Source organism: Pseudoalteromonas luteoviolacea (assembly GCF_021654285.1).
GTDB lineage: Bacteria > Pseudomonadota > Gammaproteobacteria > Enterobacterales > Alteromonadaceae > Pseudoalteromonas > Pseudoalteromonas luteoviolacea_J.
Map to the genome: position 1 here is coordinate 112707 of NZ_JAKFZS010000018.1, position 14710 is coordinate 127416.

15 protein-coding genes are annotated in these 14710 nt (G+C 41.5%); 7 read left to right on the forward strand and 8 right to left on the reverse strand.

Going from position 1 to position 14710, the window contains the following annotated elements; all coding sequences use genetic code 11:
• Positions 1-9 precede the first annotated feature (9 nt).
• Together zigA and L1077_RS17325 are read right to left on the reverse strand one after the other, a co-directional pair.
• Complete coding sequence (gene zigA / locus L1077_RS17320) at positions 10-1218, reverse strand: zinc metallochaperone GTPase ZigA (RefSeq protein ID WP_237138219.1); 1209 nt, start codon at positions 1216-1218, stop codon at positions 10-12.
• A gap of 46 nt (positions 1219-1264) precedes the next feature.
• A complete protein-coding gene (locus L1077_RS17325; RefSeq protein ID WP_237138220.1) occupies positions 1265-1675 on the reverse strand; it encodes a TraR/DksA family transcriptional regulator in 411 nt (136 codons plus the stop codon).
• Positions 1676-1880: 205 nt separating this feature from the next.
• Here L1077_RS17325 and L1077_RS17330 point away from each other — a divergent pair, with 205 nt between their 5' ends.
• The 4 genes from L1077_RS17330 (at position 1881) to L1077_RS17345 (ending at position 6896) form a co-directional block, all read left to right on the forward strand.
• Positions 1881-3002 carry an NAD(P)/FAD-dependent oxidoreductase gene (locus L1077_RS17330; protein ID WP_237138221.1) on the forward strand — a complete coding sequence of 374 codons (1122 nt, stop codon included), beginning with the start codon at positions 1881-1883 and terminating at the stop codon, positions 3000-3002.
• Entirely contained in the window at positions 3002-4687 is a 1686-nt protein-coding gene (locus tag L1077_RS17335) for a nucleoside recognition domain-containing protein (protein ID WP_237138222.1), read from the forward strand. Before L1077_RS17330 ends, L1077_RS17335 begins: the two co-directional genes overlap by 1 nt.
• A 227-nt stretch (positions 4688-4914) precedes the next feature.
• Positions 4915-6378 carry a YHYH protein gene (locus tag L1077_RS17340; protein ID WP_237138223.1) on the forward strand — a complete coding sequence of 488 codons (1464 nt, stop codon included), beginning with the start codon at positions 4915-4917 and terminating at the stop codon, positions 6376-6378.
• Positions 6375-6896: a hypothetical protein gene (locus L1077_RS17345; protein ID WP_237138224.1), complete on the forward strand. Its 522-nt coding sequence runs from the start codon at positions 6375-6377 to the stop codon at positions 6894-6896. The genes L1077_RS17340 and L1077_RS17345 overlap by 4 nt, the downstream gene beginning before the upstream one ends.
• Positions 6897-7696: 800 nt before the next feature.
• Here L1077_RS17345 and L1077_RS17350 read toward each other — a convergent pair.
• From L1077_RS17350 to L1077_RS17360, 3 genes are read right to left on the reverse strand one after another with little or no spacing between them, the layout of a single operon-like run.
• Positions 7697-7822, reverse strand: a complete 126-nt coding sequence (locus tag L1077_RS17350; protein ID WP_237138225.1) for a bacteriocin — start codon at positions 7820-7822, stop codon at positions 7697-7699.
• Positions 7803-8336 carry a hypothetical protein gene (locus L1077_RS17355; protein ID WP_237138226.1) on the reverse strand — a complete coding sequence of 178 codons (534 nt, stop codon included), beginning with the start codon at positions 8334-8336 and terminating at the stop codon, positions 7803-7805. Before L1077_RS17355 ends, L1077_RS17350 begins: the two co-directional genes overlap by 20 nt.
• 5 nt (positions 8337-8341) lie before the next feature.
• The gene (locus L1077_RS17360) at positions 8342-8620 is read right to left on the reverse strand and encodes a helix-turn-helix transcriptional regulator (protein WP_237138227.1); all 279 of its coding nucleotides are present in this window, start codon (positions 8618-8620) and stop codon (positions 8342-8344) included.
• Positions 8621-9089: 469 nt separating this feature from the next.
• Here L1077_RS17360 and L1077_RS17365 point away from each other — a divergent pair, with 469 nt between their 5' ends.
• Together L1077_RS17365 and L1077_RS17370 are read left to right on the forward strand one after the other, a co-directional pair.
• Complete coding sequence (locus L1077_RS17365; protein WP_237138228.1) at positions 9090-9416, forward strand: hypothetical protein; 327 nt, start codon at positions 9090-9092, stop codon at positions 9414-9416.
• A gap of 21 nt (positions 9417-9437) precedes the next feature.
• A complete protein-coding gene (locus tag L1077_RS17370; RefSeq protein ID WP_237138229.1) occupies positions 9438-9596 on the forward strand; it encodes a hypothetical protein in 159 nt (52 codons plus the stop codon).
• Positions 9597-9618: 22 nt separating this feature from the next.
• On the opposite strand, the gene L1077_RS17375 is transcribed toward L1077_RS17370, so the two are convergent.
• Together L1077_RS17375 and L1077_RS27630 are read right to left on the reverse strand one after the other, a co-directional pair.
• Entirely contained in the window at positions 9619-10359 is a 741-nt protein-coding gene (locus L1077_RS17375) for a LytR/AlgR family response regulator transcription factor (RefSeq protein WP_237138230.1), read from the reverse strand.
• 6 nt (positions 10360-10365) lie between these two features.
• Entirely contained in the window at positions 10366-11406 is a 1041-nt protein-coding gene (locus L1077_RS27630; RefSeq protein WP_237138231.1) for a sensor histidine kinase, read from the reverse strand.
• Between the two features lie 192 nt (positions 11407-11598).
• Here L1077_RS27630 and L1077_RS17385 point away from each other — a divergent pair, with 192 nt between their 5' ends.
• On the forward strand, positions 11599-13446 hold the full coding sequence (locus L1077_RS17385; protein ID WP_237138232.1) for a haloalkane dehalogenase: 1848 nt from the start codon (positions 11599-11601) through the stop codon (positions 13444-13446).
• Positions 13447-13956: 510 nt separating this feature from the next.
• Here the strand turns inward: L1077_RS17385 and L1077_RS17390 are convergent.
• Positions 13957-14286 carry a hypothetical protein gene (locus L1077_RS17390; protein ID WP_237138233.1) on the reverse strand — a complete coding sequence of 110 codons (330 nt, stop codon included), beginning with the start codon at positions 14284-14286 and terminating at the stop codon, positions 13957-13959.
• Positions 14287-14710 lie beyond the last annotated feature (424 nt).

A 14710-nucleotide genomic window follows, 5' to 3' on the forward strand; every position in this document is an offset into this window, starting at 1 on the left:
CGGTTTAGTTTATCTGGTTTCCCACTCAGGGAATGGATCAGGTAGCGTGCTCCAAAGCTGCATACCAAGTGCCATTTCTTCTTCGCTTAATAAGCAGTCATTCAGTGCATCGATAATCGCTTGTTTATCGAGCTTTTGACCGATAAACACCAGCTCTTGACGCATGTCCCCGTAGGGTTCTTCCCACATATCTTGTATCGCATCAATGTATTCAGGGTCTGTTGGCCACTGCTCTTGTGGGACGGCTTTCCAAAAGAGTCCAGCCACGCCATATTGCGCCATCCCCCCAGCTTGATTCCAACTACCTGCAAACTGAGGGCGTGATGCAAGCCAAAAGAAGCCTTTAGAGCGAATGAGCTTACCCTTTTTGTCTTTACTGTGTAAAAAGTCATAAAATCTTTGCGGGTGAAAAGGCTTGCGTGCGGCATATACAAAACTGCTGATACCAAACTCTTCCGTTTCTGGCACATGCTCACCACGGAGCTCTTTTAACCAGCCCGGAGCTAGCTGCGCTTTCTCAAAACTGAATTTACCTGTTGCAAGGATCTGTTTGATCGGCACTTGGCCGTTTAATACCGGTATTTGTAAGGCTTCAGTATTAAGCGTACTTAAAATGCTCTGTAAACGGCGCAGCTCTGTCTCAGTAACAAGGTCGGTTTTACTGATAACAATCACATCAGCAAACTCGATTTGGTCGACTAACAAGTCAGCGACATTGCGATGGTCGTCTTCACCTAAGCTTTCCCCAACGTCATGTAAGTACTGGGCTTGGCCGTAGTCTTTTAAAAAATTAAGGGCATCGACAACGGTAACCATGGTGTCTAATGTAGCGACATTAGATAAGCTTTGACCATCTTCATCGGTAAAGGTGAAGGTTTCAGCCACTGGGAGAGGCTCTGATATACCCGTGGATTCAATAACGAGGTAGTCGTACTTACCTTCTTTGGCGAGCTGGGTGATTTCTTCGAGTAAGTCTTCCCGCAGCGTGCAGCAGATACAGCCATTACTCATTTCGACGAGCTTTTCTTCTGCACGATTAACGCCGATTTCATTTTTAACGGTGGCGGCGTCGATGTTAATTTCGCTCATATCATTAACAATAACCGCTATTTTTAGCTCATCTCGGTTATTGAGTATGTGGTTCAAGAGTGTGGTTTTCCCCGCACCTAGAAAGCCGGAAAGTACTGTAACAGGTAATTTTGACGGTGTTTGTAACATAACTTGCTACCTTATTGTTACTTGGATAGTTGGATGAATGTGTCAATCAAGATCGAATTAAATGCTCCTTCATTTCTTGGCATGCTTTGACGTCAATGCAGTATTCTGCGGTCGGTCTTGCCATCAGTCGTTGGACCCCAATCGGCTCGCCAGTTTCGAGGCAATACCCATAGGTGCCTAAACGAATGCGCTCAAGGGAGAGTTGAATTTTAGGCAGTAGTTTTTGCTCTCTATCTACAATGCGCATAAGGAGTTCACATTGTTCCTCCCAAGAGGCTCTGTCGTTAAAGTCTGGTAAATCTGGCTGGTTGAGTATTTCCTCTTTGGCTTCTTTTATTCGTGCTCTGGTTGTGTCGTGTAACTCAATGAGTAGGTCTTTAAAAAATGCCAATTGCTCGTCATTCATATAGTCTGATTCCGGAGCATTAATTATTTTTTCTTCAATTGCGGAGGTCATAATTGATATACCACTATTTCTGCTTATTTGTTATGTTATAACATATTTTAGTGGTTTCACCATTGGAATTGCTGCAGGCTTTTATGTTTAAGGGTACGACCAGCAAGATTAATTCATTAATGCAATGAATTCTCATTTACACTTGTGTATATTGATGTGTTATATCGTATCAAATTTAAGTTTTAACGAGATAGGTGAACCTCACATGATCAAAACGGAAGTCGTAATCGTTGGCGCAGGCCCTGCGGGACTCGGGTGTGCTGCTTTATTAAAGCAAATGGGCATTGAAGATGAAGAACTCATTGTGCTTGAGCGAGGCGAAGTGGGGGAGAGCTTTTTAAGGTGGCCAGAAAGCATGCGCTTTATTACCCCTTCCTTTCCTTGTAATGGCTATCATCAAACAGACTTAAACGCCATCACCCCAGATACTTCACCGGCTTTTAATGCGGGAAAAGAACATCTGAGTGGTAAAGAGTATGCAAAGTACTTAAATATGGTGGTTAACCATTACAAAATCCCAGTGACGACACAAACTGAGCTATTGGAGGTATCATCGATAGGGCCAAATGACGGGTTTTATTTGCAAACGAGCGACTCTGAGATCCAATGCAAATTTTTAATATGGGCAGGGGGCGAGTTTCAATCACCCAGTATGAATGCATTTAGTGGTGCAGAGTTGTGTCAGCACAATACCCATGTTCGTGATTGGGAAGCATTAGAACAGGGGCATTATGTGGTCATTGGCGGCTATGAAAGCGGTGTTGATGCCACGTTTAATTTGGCTAATTCTGCAAACAAAGTCACCTTACTTGATTGTAAGCCCAATGACGCAGATACCTATGACCCCAGCCAAGTTTTATCTCCGTATACTATGGAGCGTATGAAGTCGATTGCAGACAATAAAGACATTGATTTTGATGGCGAGTTTGAAGTCAGTTCAGTGTACAAAGAAGGCAATGAGTATGTTGTGCAATCTACTGAGGGTAACGAGGTGCGTACGCCATTTCCACCGATTAATTGCACGGGGTTTGAGATGGATCTTGGTCCTGTATCCGATCTTTTTGTCTACCAAGATAACGGTTATCCGTGGGTCAGTGCATTTGACGAGTCGACTAAACGCAGAAATTTATTCTTAGCAGGGCCGAGACTCTATCATGACCCAACTCTGCTTTGTTTTATCTATAAGTTTAGAGGCCGTTTTGCCGCGCCATGTAGAGTAATTGGTTCAGAGCTAGAGCTTGATATGTCAGTGATGAAACACTATCGCCAAGCGGGAATGGTGCTCGAAGATATGGACTGTTGCAAGCAGCAGGAGTGCTTCTGCTAATGACGCAGTTTATTGATGTACAGACTTTTTACCCAGAGCAAAAGCAAAAAAACAATTGGCTATTGATTGGCAAAGAGAGTGTGGGGAAAACCGCGTTCACGGAAAACTTGATAGGTAAAAAGTCAGGTAAAAGCAACTTCCAAGGTAGTTCGTTATTTTGTAAAGAATACACTTGGAATGGCCAAACAATCACAGACACACCTGGCATACAAACCAGTATGGACAGTGTAGTGACCTCTCAAGTCTTGAGCCGATTAAAAACCAGTGAGCACATTATTTTGACGCTAAAGGCGTCTGATTTAAAAAGTGACTTATCTGACCTATGGCACCTCGCAAAAGGCCAAACAGGTATTGTTATCTTAACTTATTGGGATTTGGTAAAAGATAAGGCAGGCGTTAAGGAGGAGCTGGCGAGACTTCGAGAAAGTACTAATTTGGCTTGGGTAACAGTTGATAACCGCCATATTTCAGATGGGCAACTTATAGAAATAGAGCAGGCGTTAGCGCGTCCATCTCGTTTTCCAAAAAGTGCGCCGAAGTTGTCAGCCAATTGGTCTGTCAAACCCAAGTTATTGTTTTTCGAAAAAACAGGACTTGCCCCGCTTTTATCCTTTTTATTATTGGTGCTGCCTGCTTGGCTGGCCGTGACCAATGCAAATACATTTGCCGATTGGCTGTATCCAACGATTGAGCAGCCAGTCGACTTAATTAAAGCAAAGCTCTCTCATTTGCCTGAGCCCTTTAATCATATGCTGGTGGGTGATTATGGCTTGGTGTCTATGTTGCCGTTTTTAATCTTGTACGCATTGCCAACGGTGGTTATTTTTTCGATTATTATCTCTTTGTATAAAACCACAGGGCTGATAGATAGACTGTCTTATCGTTTAGACCCAGTTATGCACAAACTCGGATTAAGTGGTCGTGACTTGGTACGTGTGATCATGGGATTTGGCTGCAATGTACCTGCGATAATTCAAACTCGTAATTGTTCTTGCTGCACTCGTGGCAGCTGTGTATCGGCGATATCGTTTGGCTCTGCTTGCTCATATCAATTGCCAGCCACTGTTGCGGTGTTCTCCGCAGCGGGTAAGCCCTATTTAACCTTGCCATATTTGATTATTTTGGCCGTTACAACCTGTATTTATTTGATTGCGACAACCTCTGCGGCGCAACGAAAAGCGGCTGCCTCTCATAACTTATTGAATCGAGGCTTTTTACAACCGCCTAATTGGCGTTTTGCATTTAATGAAATGACCGATGTACTCAAGTCATTTTTCATGACGGCATTTCCGCTTTTTGTGGGGATCTGTTTAGCGGCTGGTTTTTTAGCATGGCTTGGCTTTTTCGATGCTTTAATTGGCGTGATAGCACCATTGATGAGTGTGGTGAATTTACCTGAAGGCGCAGCTATTGCGGTGATCTTAGGCGCCATTCGTAAAGATGGTTTGGCGATTGGGCTGATTGATAGTAGTACACAAGGGCTAAAAATCGCTGAAATCACAGACGTTCAATTGTTATGTGCCGTGTATTTGGCGGGGGTGATGTTGCCTTGTATCGTATCGCTGCTCACCATTATTCGAGAAATGCAGTGGCGCTTTGCATCTAAAATGGTGCTAAGACAAGTTTCGTGGGCGGTGATGTTTACCATGTCTCTGTCTTGGGGTATAGGTTGGGTTTTAAGCTAATTAAGCACCTATGACATCGTATTTTTTCACTGTTCGGATGAGATGAGAAGTGATAAAAAATACCTACATTATGCAGGGTTTTTGAACGCTTTTTGCCGAATGATCAGATTAGGGTTATGTGCTTTTTGAATACTTGTTGAATTTGCAATAGTGTTATTGGGTTATTTTGTATAATCTGAATAAAAAATTCCATATGTTTTGGGGTTTTATTATAAAAAGGGTACACAATGGCAATGTCGGTATTTCAATTAAGCAGTATAACCCTGTTATTTCTATCACTGAGTGGCTGCGGCGGTGGGAGCAGTGCGGATAATACATCAACACCAACTAATTCGACTGAAAACGCAGCACCACAATGCACCGCCAATTCGATTGATATAGCACGAGGTAGCGGTGCTGTTGCTGTAAGTGGCTCATTGCAATGCAGCGATGTGGATGGCGATACACTGAGCTATGAGCCAAGTACAATTCAAAGTGATGGGGTTGAATCCGGAGCGTATACTCAAACCATTACCATCTCCGATGGCCAAGGTGGGCAAACGCAAGTGGCGCTGTCATATCAAATCACAAACCAAGCACCGAGCTGCATTCAAAGCAGCCTGCCGAAAGTGTCTTTATCTCAGTCGAACTTGGTTGTCAGTAATTATTTATCTTGCAGTGATAGTAATGGTGATAGCCTAACTTTTACACCGCAATCTATTGATACCTCTGAGCAAGCAGTGGGCGAATATACCCAACAAATAAGCTACAGCGATGGTGAGCTCAGTACCACGCTAGATTTCAAATACACGCTCAGCGGTGATGTGCAAACAGAACTCACACGTTGTGAACTCATTCGTCAATCTGTGGCAATGTCTCCGGAAAGTGATGTTGTTGTAACCTGTGATGATAGCTATGCCTATATCACTTCAGATACTTACCCAAGTCATGACTTGATGAACGGCATAAAGGCGACGAATGAACAGATCCCCGTCCCTGCGGTTGGCTATGCCGCACCAATTAAACTGGAGTCGCAACCTGCGGCTAGCCCCACAACAGTAGATGCTGCGCTCGGTGTGGCAATAAATGGGGTGCCCATTTATGACTATTCTGCTGCGGGTGAACTCGATTTGTTTAATTACGACTCAAGTGTTGATACGGTGGCGCTTGGTCAATTAGATAATTGCGGTGGTCATGCGGGCAGAGGAGATGATTATCACTATCATGCTGCACCCACTTGCATGATGGATGCGATGGAGGCGCTCAACGACGATACCATTATTGGTTGGGGATATGATGGTTATCCGCTCTATGGTTTTAACAACCCAGATGGCAGTGCTATCTCGCAAGGCGATTTAGAGTTGTGTAATGGCATTGCTGATGACACGTTTGGCTATCGATATCATTTATCGACTGCGCCCCCTTATGTGTTTCAGTGCCTAGTGGGTGAAGTAGATACAGGTGATTTACCACGCGTTGCGCCATTGAGTGGTGGGGCAGATCGCGCCGATCTGAGACCACCTGCGGGGGATGTGAAAAACTTGACGCATACTGTAGAAACCGATGGTAAGCGAACCATGCGTTATGGCTATCAAGGTGAAAATTACTATGTCACTTACTCACCTAGTAAAGACAAAATGAATTGCTATGAATTTGAAATGAAAGCGATTTCTAATAATGGTGCTATTCAAACTGGGACATACTGCCGATGAACTTTTTGAAGCACTTTTTATCTTTTACTATTTATACTGTGATGTTGTGCGTGTCTACATTGACCCACGCACATGCACTAAAAGAAACCACCGCAACGATAACGGTGCGAAGCGGTCAAATTGATGTGCTCGTCAATACTGACTTTAGTCATTGGCTGAATTTATTACATAATAATGAGGCGTGGTTGCTTGGAGATACAGAGTTGGTATTGCAAGATGGGCAAACAGAGCAAGTAAAGCGTAAACAGCTACAGGAACTTGTACTTAAACACACAAAAGTACAGGCCAATGGTGCATTACTGAGCTGTCAGCTGAATCAATTTCCAGCACAACTTACTCAACTTCACAAAGGACATCACCGCCGCGCTTATTTCAGACTTGGCTGCGTATCAACCCATAAACAGTTAAATGCTGTTTCTTTGGTACTGCCTAAGTCGCTTGGCCGAGTGTATACCAGTTTAGTGCAACCAAAACAGCAGCTGATTGGCGCAGGGAAAAAAGCAGAATTTAAATTATAAGGTGTAAAGAATTGCGGGGGCGAATAGCGCTTTATTGCTCAGGCGGTTAGGTGTGTCGAGTCGTCAGAATAGTTTTATATGTAGATGAAATATGTGAATATTCATAAGAGTAAGCGCATCTGTGATGGCTTACTCTTTAAGAGAAAAGTTATTTATCTCTCTGACTATTGCTGTATTGGTTTATGCCAAACAGCTCAATTGCTTTGGCTCTAGGTGGAGTGCTAGGAGAACTTCAATGAACTCCGCCATAGATACATTCGAATGTGCTAAGGCTTAACAATTCCACTATTAAATCTTACTAATTGGAAATTCTAATGTTTGCTTTCTTTCTGGTAAATCAGGAGCTTGAAGTTTCTGTCCTCCATAAATATATTTTAATGTCTTAATATTCAATGTTTTCATTATTCAATTCCTTTCTTTAAAGCGCTTTGCTACAAGAGTTAGGTGTTACGTTACTTTTAGCGTTTAGTATTTGGTAAGTGAATAGACGTTGGTCTATATGGTAACTTCGGCGCATTAGCGCTCCCCCCTACAATGACCATCAAAAGTTCTTCAGTTAGTTGCTTCATAGTATTTTCCTTGTTTCATACAACTTAATTACTTGATATTGAGGAGGCAATTCTTTTGGTGAAAGTTACCAGCAGTATTACTTTTCAATGTAGCTTGATTTTTTCGTGGCAAGTCTGGTGACTTTGCATAGCTACCATTAATAGAGTTTAGTATTTTTTCATTTAGAACTATCATATCTCGAGTCCATCGATTCAGTTCACATTTAAAATGAATCCGTTTCTAGTTAGTTTTTAAGAGTTACTCGCAGGTTTATTATTGGTTAGCTTAATTGCTTGTGCTCTGTGTGGTAAACCTGGTGAGCTACCGTTCATTCCACCTAAAATTGATTGCAATTCATTAGTATTCAGTATTTTCATAATTCAGCTCCTTCGACTTTGCAGTACTGGCATAAGTTAAAAAGCACCCACAAAGAATTACCTGGATTAATAGAATTATATTGTCTCTTAAATAAAGCTTAAAAAAGGCGTTATCAATTAAATAGTATTTATATGCCAATACCTCAAGCCATGTGATAGCGTTCACAATAATCGACAATGCGACTACAATCGCAATAGTGCACTCTTGTGTGGATAGCGTTTGTTTTTGGTAAACGTACAGGTAAAACTTAGTTCCTGTCTTTTGGTATAGCATTAATGCTAGGCTTCTACGATAAAATATTGGTATGAAAAAGGCAAGATTCACTAAAGACTCAAAAATATAGTAATGAGTGTTCCACTGGATGGTCAGATGCATTGTTAATAAACTAGTAGTTACAACAACTACATATGAGATCAGAAACCATCTCGCAGTCGCAACTTTCCAGCTAAGTAATAAACCGATAAAAACAACTAGTGGAAATATATGGTCTAAAATATTGTAAATATTATCCATAACTACTACTCCTTTTCTTCTTTTTGCTTTTCCTCAGCTATTACTGAAGATTTAAAATCAAAAATACCACTCAAATCTTTACCAAATATAAGAAACAACTCAAAAAGTTGAGTGCATGTCATATCTGTTTTGCCAGACTCATAGTTACTAATTGAGGCTTGGTCGACACCGAGCTTTTTCCCTAATTGTTCTTGTGTCCATTTTCTTTCTTTGCGCAGCTGCCGCATTGAGCGTTGGACATACGCTCTAAAGTTTTCTGTCTTGATCCTTCTTGTGCTACTCACCACCACACCCTTGTACCTCCTCCTTAATCGATTGTCGTAAATTATCAGCTGATATTCTTGTTTGCAACTAAAACTTAACAAAAGTTCTTTTAAATTAGCACTTTATAAAAGTATTTATAAAAAAATTTAGGGGAGATAAGTATCAATAGTGAAGTAAATATGCTCTATTTTTGAGTAAAGAATTCCACACATCACAGCTGATTGAGATGTTGAGAAATGAGGGTATTGCCTAGTGTAATTCAATGAATTAGTAAATCGTTTTTCGCTAAGCACGAGCCACATATTTTTATTAATAAGGTCAGCAAAGGAGTGCCTTCGCTATCAGAGCAAGTTAACTTTATTCTTGTTTACACTCGTTTGCATTTAAATCGAATCGTTTAAATTGGTAGTTTTTAACTTATATCTATGATTATCAATAAGAATATAAGGTATTCAAAGTTAAATCTCTTCTCATAATAAAGATTTTATTGTGAATTATGCAACTGTATGGTTGTTTATTACGTTAATTGGATGGTTGTCATTCAAAGTAATTAATATGGGAGAGCTGGGCAAGATGTTAAATGATGAGATTAAAATAGATAAACCAGGTTGGTTTAAAATTTTGCATTTGAGTGCCATGTGCGTTATCTCTATTTTACTCGCCACCGCTTTGTATATGGGGATCTTGAGTGATCTTAAGCTCACTTTTACTGAAGCACTTAAGGCACTTTTTTACTCATATCTGGTGTTTACTGTGTTTATGAACATAAAATGCTTAAAGTACGACAACGCACATTTTGTTATAAAAAATAATTAAATTAGTTTTTATAACAAAGGAGTGGTTACCCAGTATGGTCCGCAGGAACTGGAGTTTGAACAGTATGTCATGTCCGGTGTGTATAAGGTACAAACAACAAAAGGGCAGGTGCTGTCTATCATGCATAGTTGGTTACCAGGCAGTCAGATATTGGTGTCAGCGATTGGGCAAAGCCGATAAACCTCGTTATTAATTTAGCTTGTCAGTCATGGTGTGCGATACGGGCTTTTAATGTGTTGACAAAACCCCGTGAAACCGGAATGTCTTTATCTGTGCCTGCAAGTCGAACGAAATGTTTGCGCGCTTGATACTTAAGTTCTACGAGCCGTGTGGCATTGATGATGTAACTTCGGTGCAGTCGATAAAATTGCGAGTCTGGTAGCTGCGTTTCAAACCCATCTAGGGTTTTTTCTGAGATGATGGTCTCTGTGTTGTGTATGTGTTTACCCGATTGAGTTAAATGCACTCGACGATAGCGGCCAATGCTTTCAATATAATTGATATGGTTAAATTCAATGACTTTTTGCTCTGCATGATCGCTGAGGATAAGGCGTTCTGTGGATATATGCGCGTGATAGTGTGCATGTTGATTAAGCATTTTATTGATACTTCTTATGATGAGCTCTGGCCTTGCAGGTTTGACTAAATAGTCAATGGCCTTGGTATCAAAGGCTTTGAGGGCATAGTGCTCGTATGCGGTCATAAAAATCAGCTGATAGTCTATATTTTGGGTCGCTTTGGCAACATCAAAGCCATTTAACTCAGGCATTTCAATATCAAGAAAGACGATATCAGGGCGCTTAATCATGATTTGCGCTATGGCCGATTTACCATCTGATGCTTCGCCAATAATTGTGAGGTCATCAAAACCCTCGATCACATCCTTTAAATTTTGTCTCGCAGCGGGCTCGTCGTCGACAATGATCACGGTTTTTGTATTCATAGTGGCTCAATGTAATACTGGTATTTGAATAAACGCACTGGTGCCTTCATGACTGGATTGTAACGCAAATGTGGCTTGGCCTTGATAGTGTAATTTGAGTGTTTCTGTTGCGATGCGCAGCCCTTCACCTTGTACAACTAGGCTGTCATCAAATTGAGCGCCGGTATCTTGCACTTCAATCAGTAGATTAGAGCGCTTTTTTTCAATAATGATACTGATGTGGCCCGCTTTAGCGTAGGGCGCAATGCCATATTTCACCGCGTTTTCGACAATCGGCAACAAAAGTAAAGAGGGGATAGGCAGTTGTTCTAACTCGCTGTGGCAATCAATATCAAAGGTAAGCCTATCGGCAAAGCGTTTTTGCTGCAAAACTAGATACAACTCAGCCAGTTTTAGCTCTTGTTCAAGGGGAATAAATTGCTGTTTGGCCTGCTGCATGGCTTCTCGTAATAGGTCACTCAAATCGTAAATTAGCGCTTTGGCTTTTTGTGGGTGGTGTGTTACTTCGCTGGCAATGAGGTTCAGAGTATTAAATAAAAAATGCGGGTTAGATTGCATTTTCAGTATCTGTAGCTCTGCTTTTTGTGCCTGTAATTGTGATTGAAAGTGATAAGTTTGCTGTTTAAACATGAGCATCACCGCAATGTAAACTAAGGTTTCAAGTAACATAATGACAATAGGTAAAAAAGTCACTTGAGGGGCAGCAGCGCTGTTGATGGGCAAGTTCACAATAGGGCCAATCAGCGCATAGAATACAATGATGACAAACGGTCTAAATAGCCAAACATTATGGCGCAGGTTTACAGTAAACAGCCGCGCTAAAACAGGTTCTAAGATATTAAATAAAAGATAACCTGCGCAAAACCCGCTCCAAACCTTGAATGTGGCCTGTGCAAATAAGTGGAGTGTGAAGGCATCAAGGGCAAGTAGTACACACGACAGCAGCAAGATATTGAACCAAGGCCAAATGAGTAAAAATATCCAAGCTTGTGTTTTTCTTTTGTTATACAGCCCAACTTGGCTCGGTGGCATATCTAATTTATTCACTTAGTATTCCAGCAGTTCTCGATATATTGCATGGTACAAGCAAACTCGTTTTGATGATACGCCGCGAAAACACCATTGATACAGACTTTTACACCATCTGCACACAACTGGCTACGCGACAGCTTTTTACGGTGATATTCCTATGCCTAACACGACAAGCAATTGTCTGCAAAGGCATAAGGAAAAACAAACATGATTTATAGTATTCAAGAAAAACAGTTTAAGTTGAAACACTCTGCGGCAGCTTTGCAAAAAGTACTTGGAGTGTGCTTGCTAAGTGGTTTATTAGTGGCATGCAGTGATAACGATGATGAAGTTATCACAATTGAAGAAACCGCCGCTCAAACACCCGTTGAGACGAGACCTGCCATAGGCCCATTAAGTGAAGCGTGTTTAGAGGCAGAGATTAATACGTTGACTACAGCCAAAGGCGTGGAGTTTATTAGAACACCAGATACCTGTTTTGATGGCTTACCCGGCTATGACTTTTCAGCTAACTATATAGAGCTAGAAGGGCTGAGATTACATTATGTTGACGAAGGGCCAAAAGAGGGAGAAGTTGTACTGATGCTTCATGGTCAGCCGAGCTGGTCATATCTATATCGTAAAATGATCCCTATCTTAGCGGATGCAGGCTATCGGGTGATTGCTTTAGATAATATGGGGATGGGTAAGTCGGACAAACCATTAAATACGGTAGTTCATCGATATGAGCATCATGTGGCTTGGACTAAGGCATTTATTGATCAGTTACAGCTCACAGATATCAATTTGTTTGTCCAAGACTGGGGCAGTCTTATTGGGCTGAGAATAGCGGGTAATATGTCTGAACGGTTTGCCAGAATTGTAGTCGCTAATGGAGATATGCCAATTATACCAACAGGCAGTAACCCTTATCAGTTGCCCAGCTTTGAGATTGATGAATCAATCACTGCAGATGCCAGTACGTTTTTTGATTCTCGCTCGCGTGATCGTGTTGAAGGGTTTCAGCAGTGGATCAATTATGCAGCCAGTGTGCCTGAGTTAATGGCGGGTGATGTGGTTCAAAAGCTCTCAGCAATTGAGTTAAGCGATGCGGAAGTCACAGCATACAACGCGCCGTATCCAAATGTGCAATACAAAGCGGCAATTCGCGCATTTCCGTCCATGCTATCAGGTATTGAGATGCAAACGTTACCTGCGTGGCAAACATTAGGCGCTTATCATAATCCATTTATGTTTAACGCTGGTGAATACGATACGGGGCTTGGAAGCGAATCTAACCAACAAAAATGGGTTAACCATGTTCCGGGGGCTGATGGAGCTGACCATCGCCGTTTTCCTGCCGGGCATTTTATTCAGGACGATGTTGGGGAAGACTTGGCGCTGCATTTTTTAGCGTTTATGCAATCGACCAAAGTGCAAGAGCCGCTTGTCACAGGTGGGCCACGCTACAACATGCGCTACTGTGAAATTTTATTGCCTTATCAGCAAGGCGGCAAAATCGTTGCGCAAGTATGGGGTACCCCCGGGGTTGATATATGCCGTCAAGCACAGTGGGATGCTATAGATTTTGATGAGGTTGCGCAGCAATATAATGTGCTTAGTGCAATACCAAATGGTCCGCGCTTTTTTGTGGTGGATGAAAGCCGAGGTGGTGACACAATTACACTGGATGCAGATACTGAATTTCGTCAATTTGGCGATGTTAAAATGCGCCTGCTAACCACCGCTGATATAAGCGCTGCAGGTGGTGAGCAAGCGCCATATGTTGCCGGTGAGGTAGCTAGAAGTAATACTTGGCACTTTTATCAAGGTAGACGGGTTTATGAAATTACCGATAACACTGGCCAAGTTTATGTAATGCAATCGTTTAGTCGTATCTCGGATGCGTCAATGCAAATGGATGACTTAATGAATTTAGGAGAGCGACTAAACTTGCCTGAGGGCTGGCAATATTCAAGTCGTATACTGACGGAGCCATTGAACGTCACTGCTGTTAACGGTACAGCGTATGTACTGCAAGATGAATTGGGCAATAGTTACCAGTTGGTACAGTAATAGCCCTAGTTACCTCGCCACTGCGCGAGGTGACGAATATGAGTCGATTATGATTTTTTTTGTTTTCTAAAAAGCCGTTTAGTAGCATTCCAGCTTTGCCAGCCGATAAATAAGAGTCCGCCAAATAGAAAGGAATAAATTGCAAATGTGGCTACTTTGACAATAAACACGATAAGTAAAATAAAAAATAGCGTTAGACCAATAAGGAGTTTTGGAGATCTGGCAAGGTATTTAGCTAGTAAAAGAGGTAAAAACAGCTTTAAAAATCGCTCTGTTCTATGAGCCTTCATAGTATGACATCCTTGAAATCTGATTGATTAGTAAAAACACATTCTAAAGTATCAGTTTAATGAAGGTTAGACAATTCTAGAGCGCTCACCAGCCCTAAAAAGTACATGAAATTTAACTACTTTACTGCAAGTATGCTCAGTTTGTGCTGAAGTAGCAGTGAATAGCGGATATGGTGACGATGCCAATTCAGACATCGTGTGCGCTCTATATATTACTGGCCTAGGGTTCTAGCGTGTACGCAGTTGAAAATGGCAGGATCTCTTTATTTGAAAGATGCACTTTGTAACATGGGTGAGTGCTCCAAAGGCCGTCTGTTTTGCGTGTTTCATAGTCAACGCTAAAAGCGACTATCTTTTTATCTGCACATTGTAATTGAGACGTGATATCGCAATATCTCACATAGATATCGCGCAAGGCTTCAAAGAATTTACCACTGGTGATCGGCCCGCCAGGTATAAGTTCATAATTTTGTTGAGTCAATTGCTCTAACATATCTTCAGCACTGCTTTGTCCAATCTTTACCATCATTGCAGGTTTGGATTTTTTCATGTGAAGCTCCTTTTTGTCTCACTTTTTATTTACGCTTAGTTTACATCTCTAGGGGCCGTATATTCAAGATAACCAGCGTGAAATATGAGAAGGTATTGATCTTGAGCAGCGTTCTCTTTGTTTCTTTATTTGTTACTGTTCTGGCGTTAAATCCCTCGGTTTCAATTTTGAAAACTTGCTTGATGGCGATAAACATCGCTTTTGATTGTGTTATCTATTACCAATTTATGTGTAACAAATAAGGTCAAAACGAGTATGCCATTATGTTGGCATACCCACATTGTTAATTAGTTAGCAAAGACAAGACCAACCAATTTTGCAGCTTGCATCGTCAGATGCATGGCAACACTTTGAATCGTTTGTTGCGCACCATCTTCCCGTTTGCTGGCAACCATACGCTTGTGTGAAGTTTGCACCTGCGACT

Excerpts from the sequence above, each read along its gene's own strand:
- L1077_RS17330 (WP_237138221.1), top strand. The coding sequence starts at position 1,881 with ATGATCAAAACGGAAGTCGTAATCGTTGGCGCAGGCCCTGCGGGACTC.
- zigA (WP_237138219.1), bottom strand. The coding sequence starts at position 1,218 with ATGTTACAAACACCGTCAAAATTACCTGTTACAGTACTTTCCGGCTTT.
- L1077_RS17350 (WP_237138225.1), bottom strand. The coding sequence starts at position 7,822 with ATGAAAATACTGAATACTAATGAATTGCAATCAATTTTAGGTGGAATG.
- L1077_RS17355 (WP_237138226.1), bottom strand. The coding sequence starts at position 8,336 with ATGGATAATATTTACAATATTTTAGACCATATATTTCCACTAGTTGTT.
- L1077_RS17390 (WP_237138233.1), bottom strand. The coding sequence starts at position 14,286 with ATGAAAAAATCCAAACCTGCAATGATGGTAAAGATTGGACAAAGCAGT.
- L1077_RS17325 (WP_237138220.1), bottom strand. The coding sequence starts at position 1,675 with ATGACCTCCGCAATTGAAGAAAAAATAATTAATGCTCCGGAATCAGAC.
- L1077_RS17340 (WP_237138223.1), top strand. The coding sequence starts at position 4,915 with ATGGCAATGTCGGTATTTCAATTAAGCAGTATAACCCTGTTATTTCTA.
- L1077_RS17345 (WP_237138224.1), top strand. The coding sequence starts at position 6,375 with ATGAACTTTTTGAAGCACTTTTTATCTTTTACTATTTATACTGTGATG.
- L1077_RS17335 (WP_237138222.1), top strand. The coding sequence starts at position 3,002 with ATGACGCAGTTTATTGATGTACAGACTTTTTACCCAGAGCAAAAGCAA.
- L1077_RS17385 (WP_237138232.1), top strand. The coding sequence starts at position 11,599 with ATGATTTATAGTATTCAAGAAAAACAGTTTAAGTTGAAACACTCTGCG.
- L1077_RS17375 (WP_237138230.1), bottom strand. The coding sequence starts at position 10,359 with ATGAATACAAAAACCGTGATCATTGTCGACGACGAGCCCGCTGCGAGA.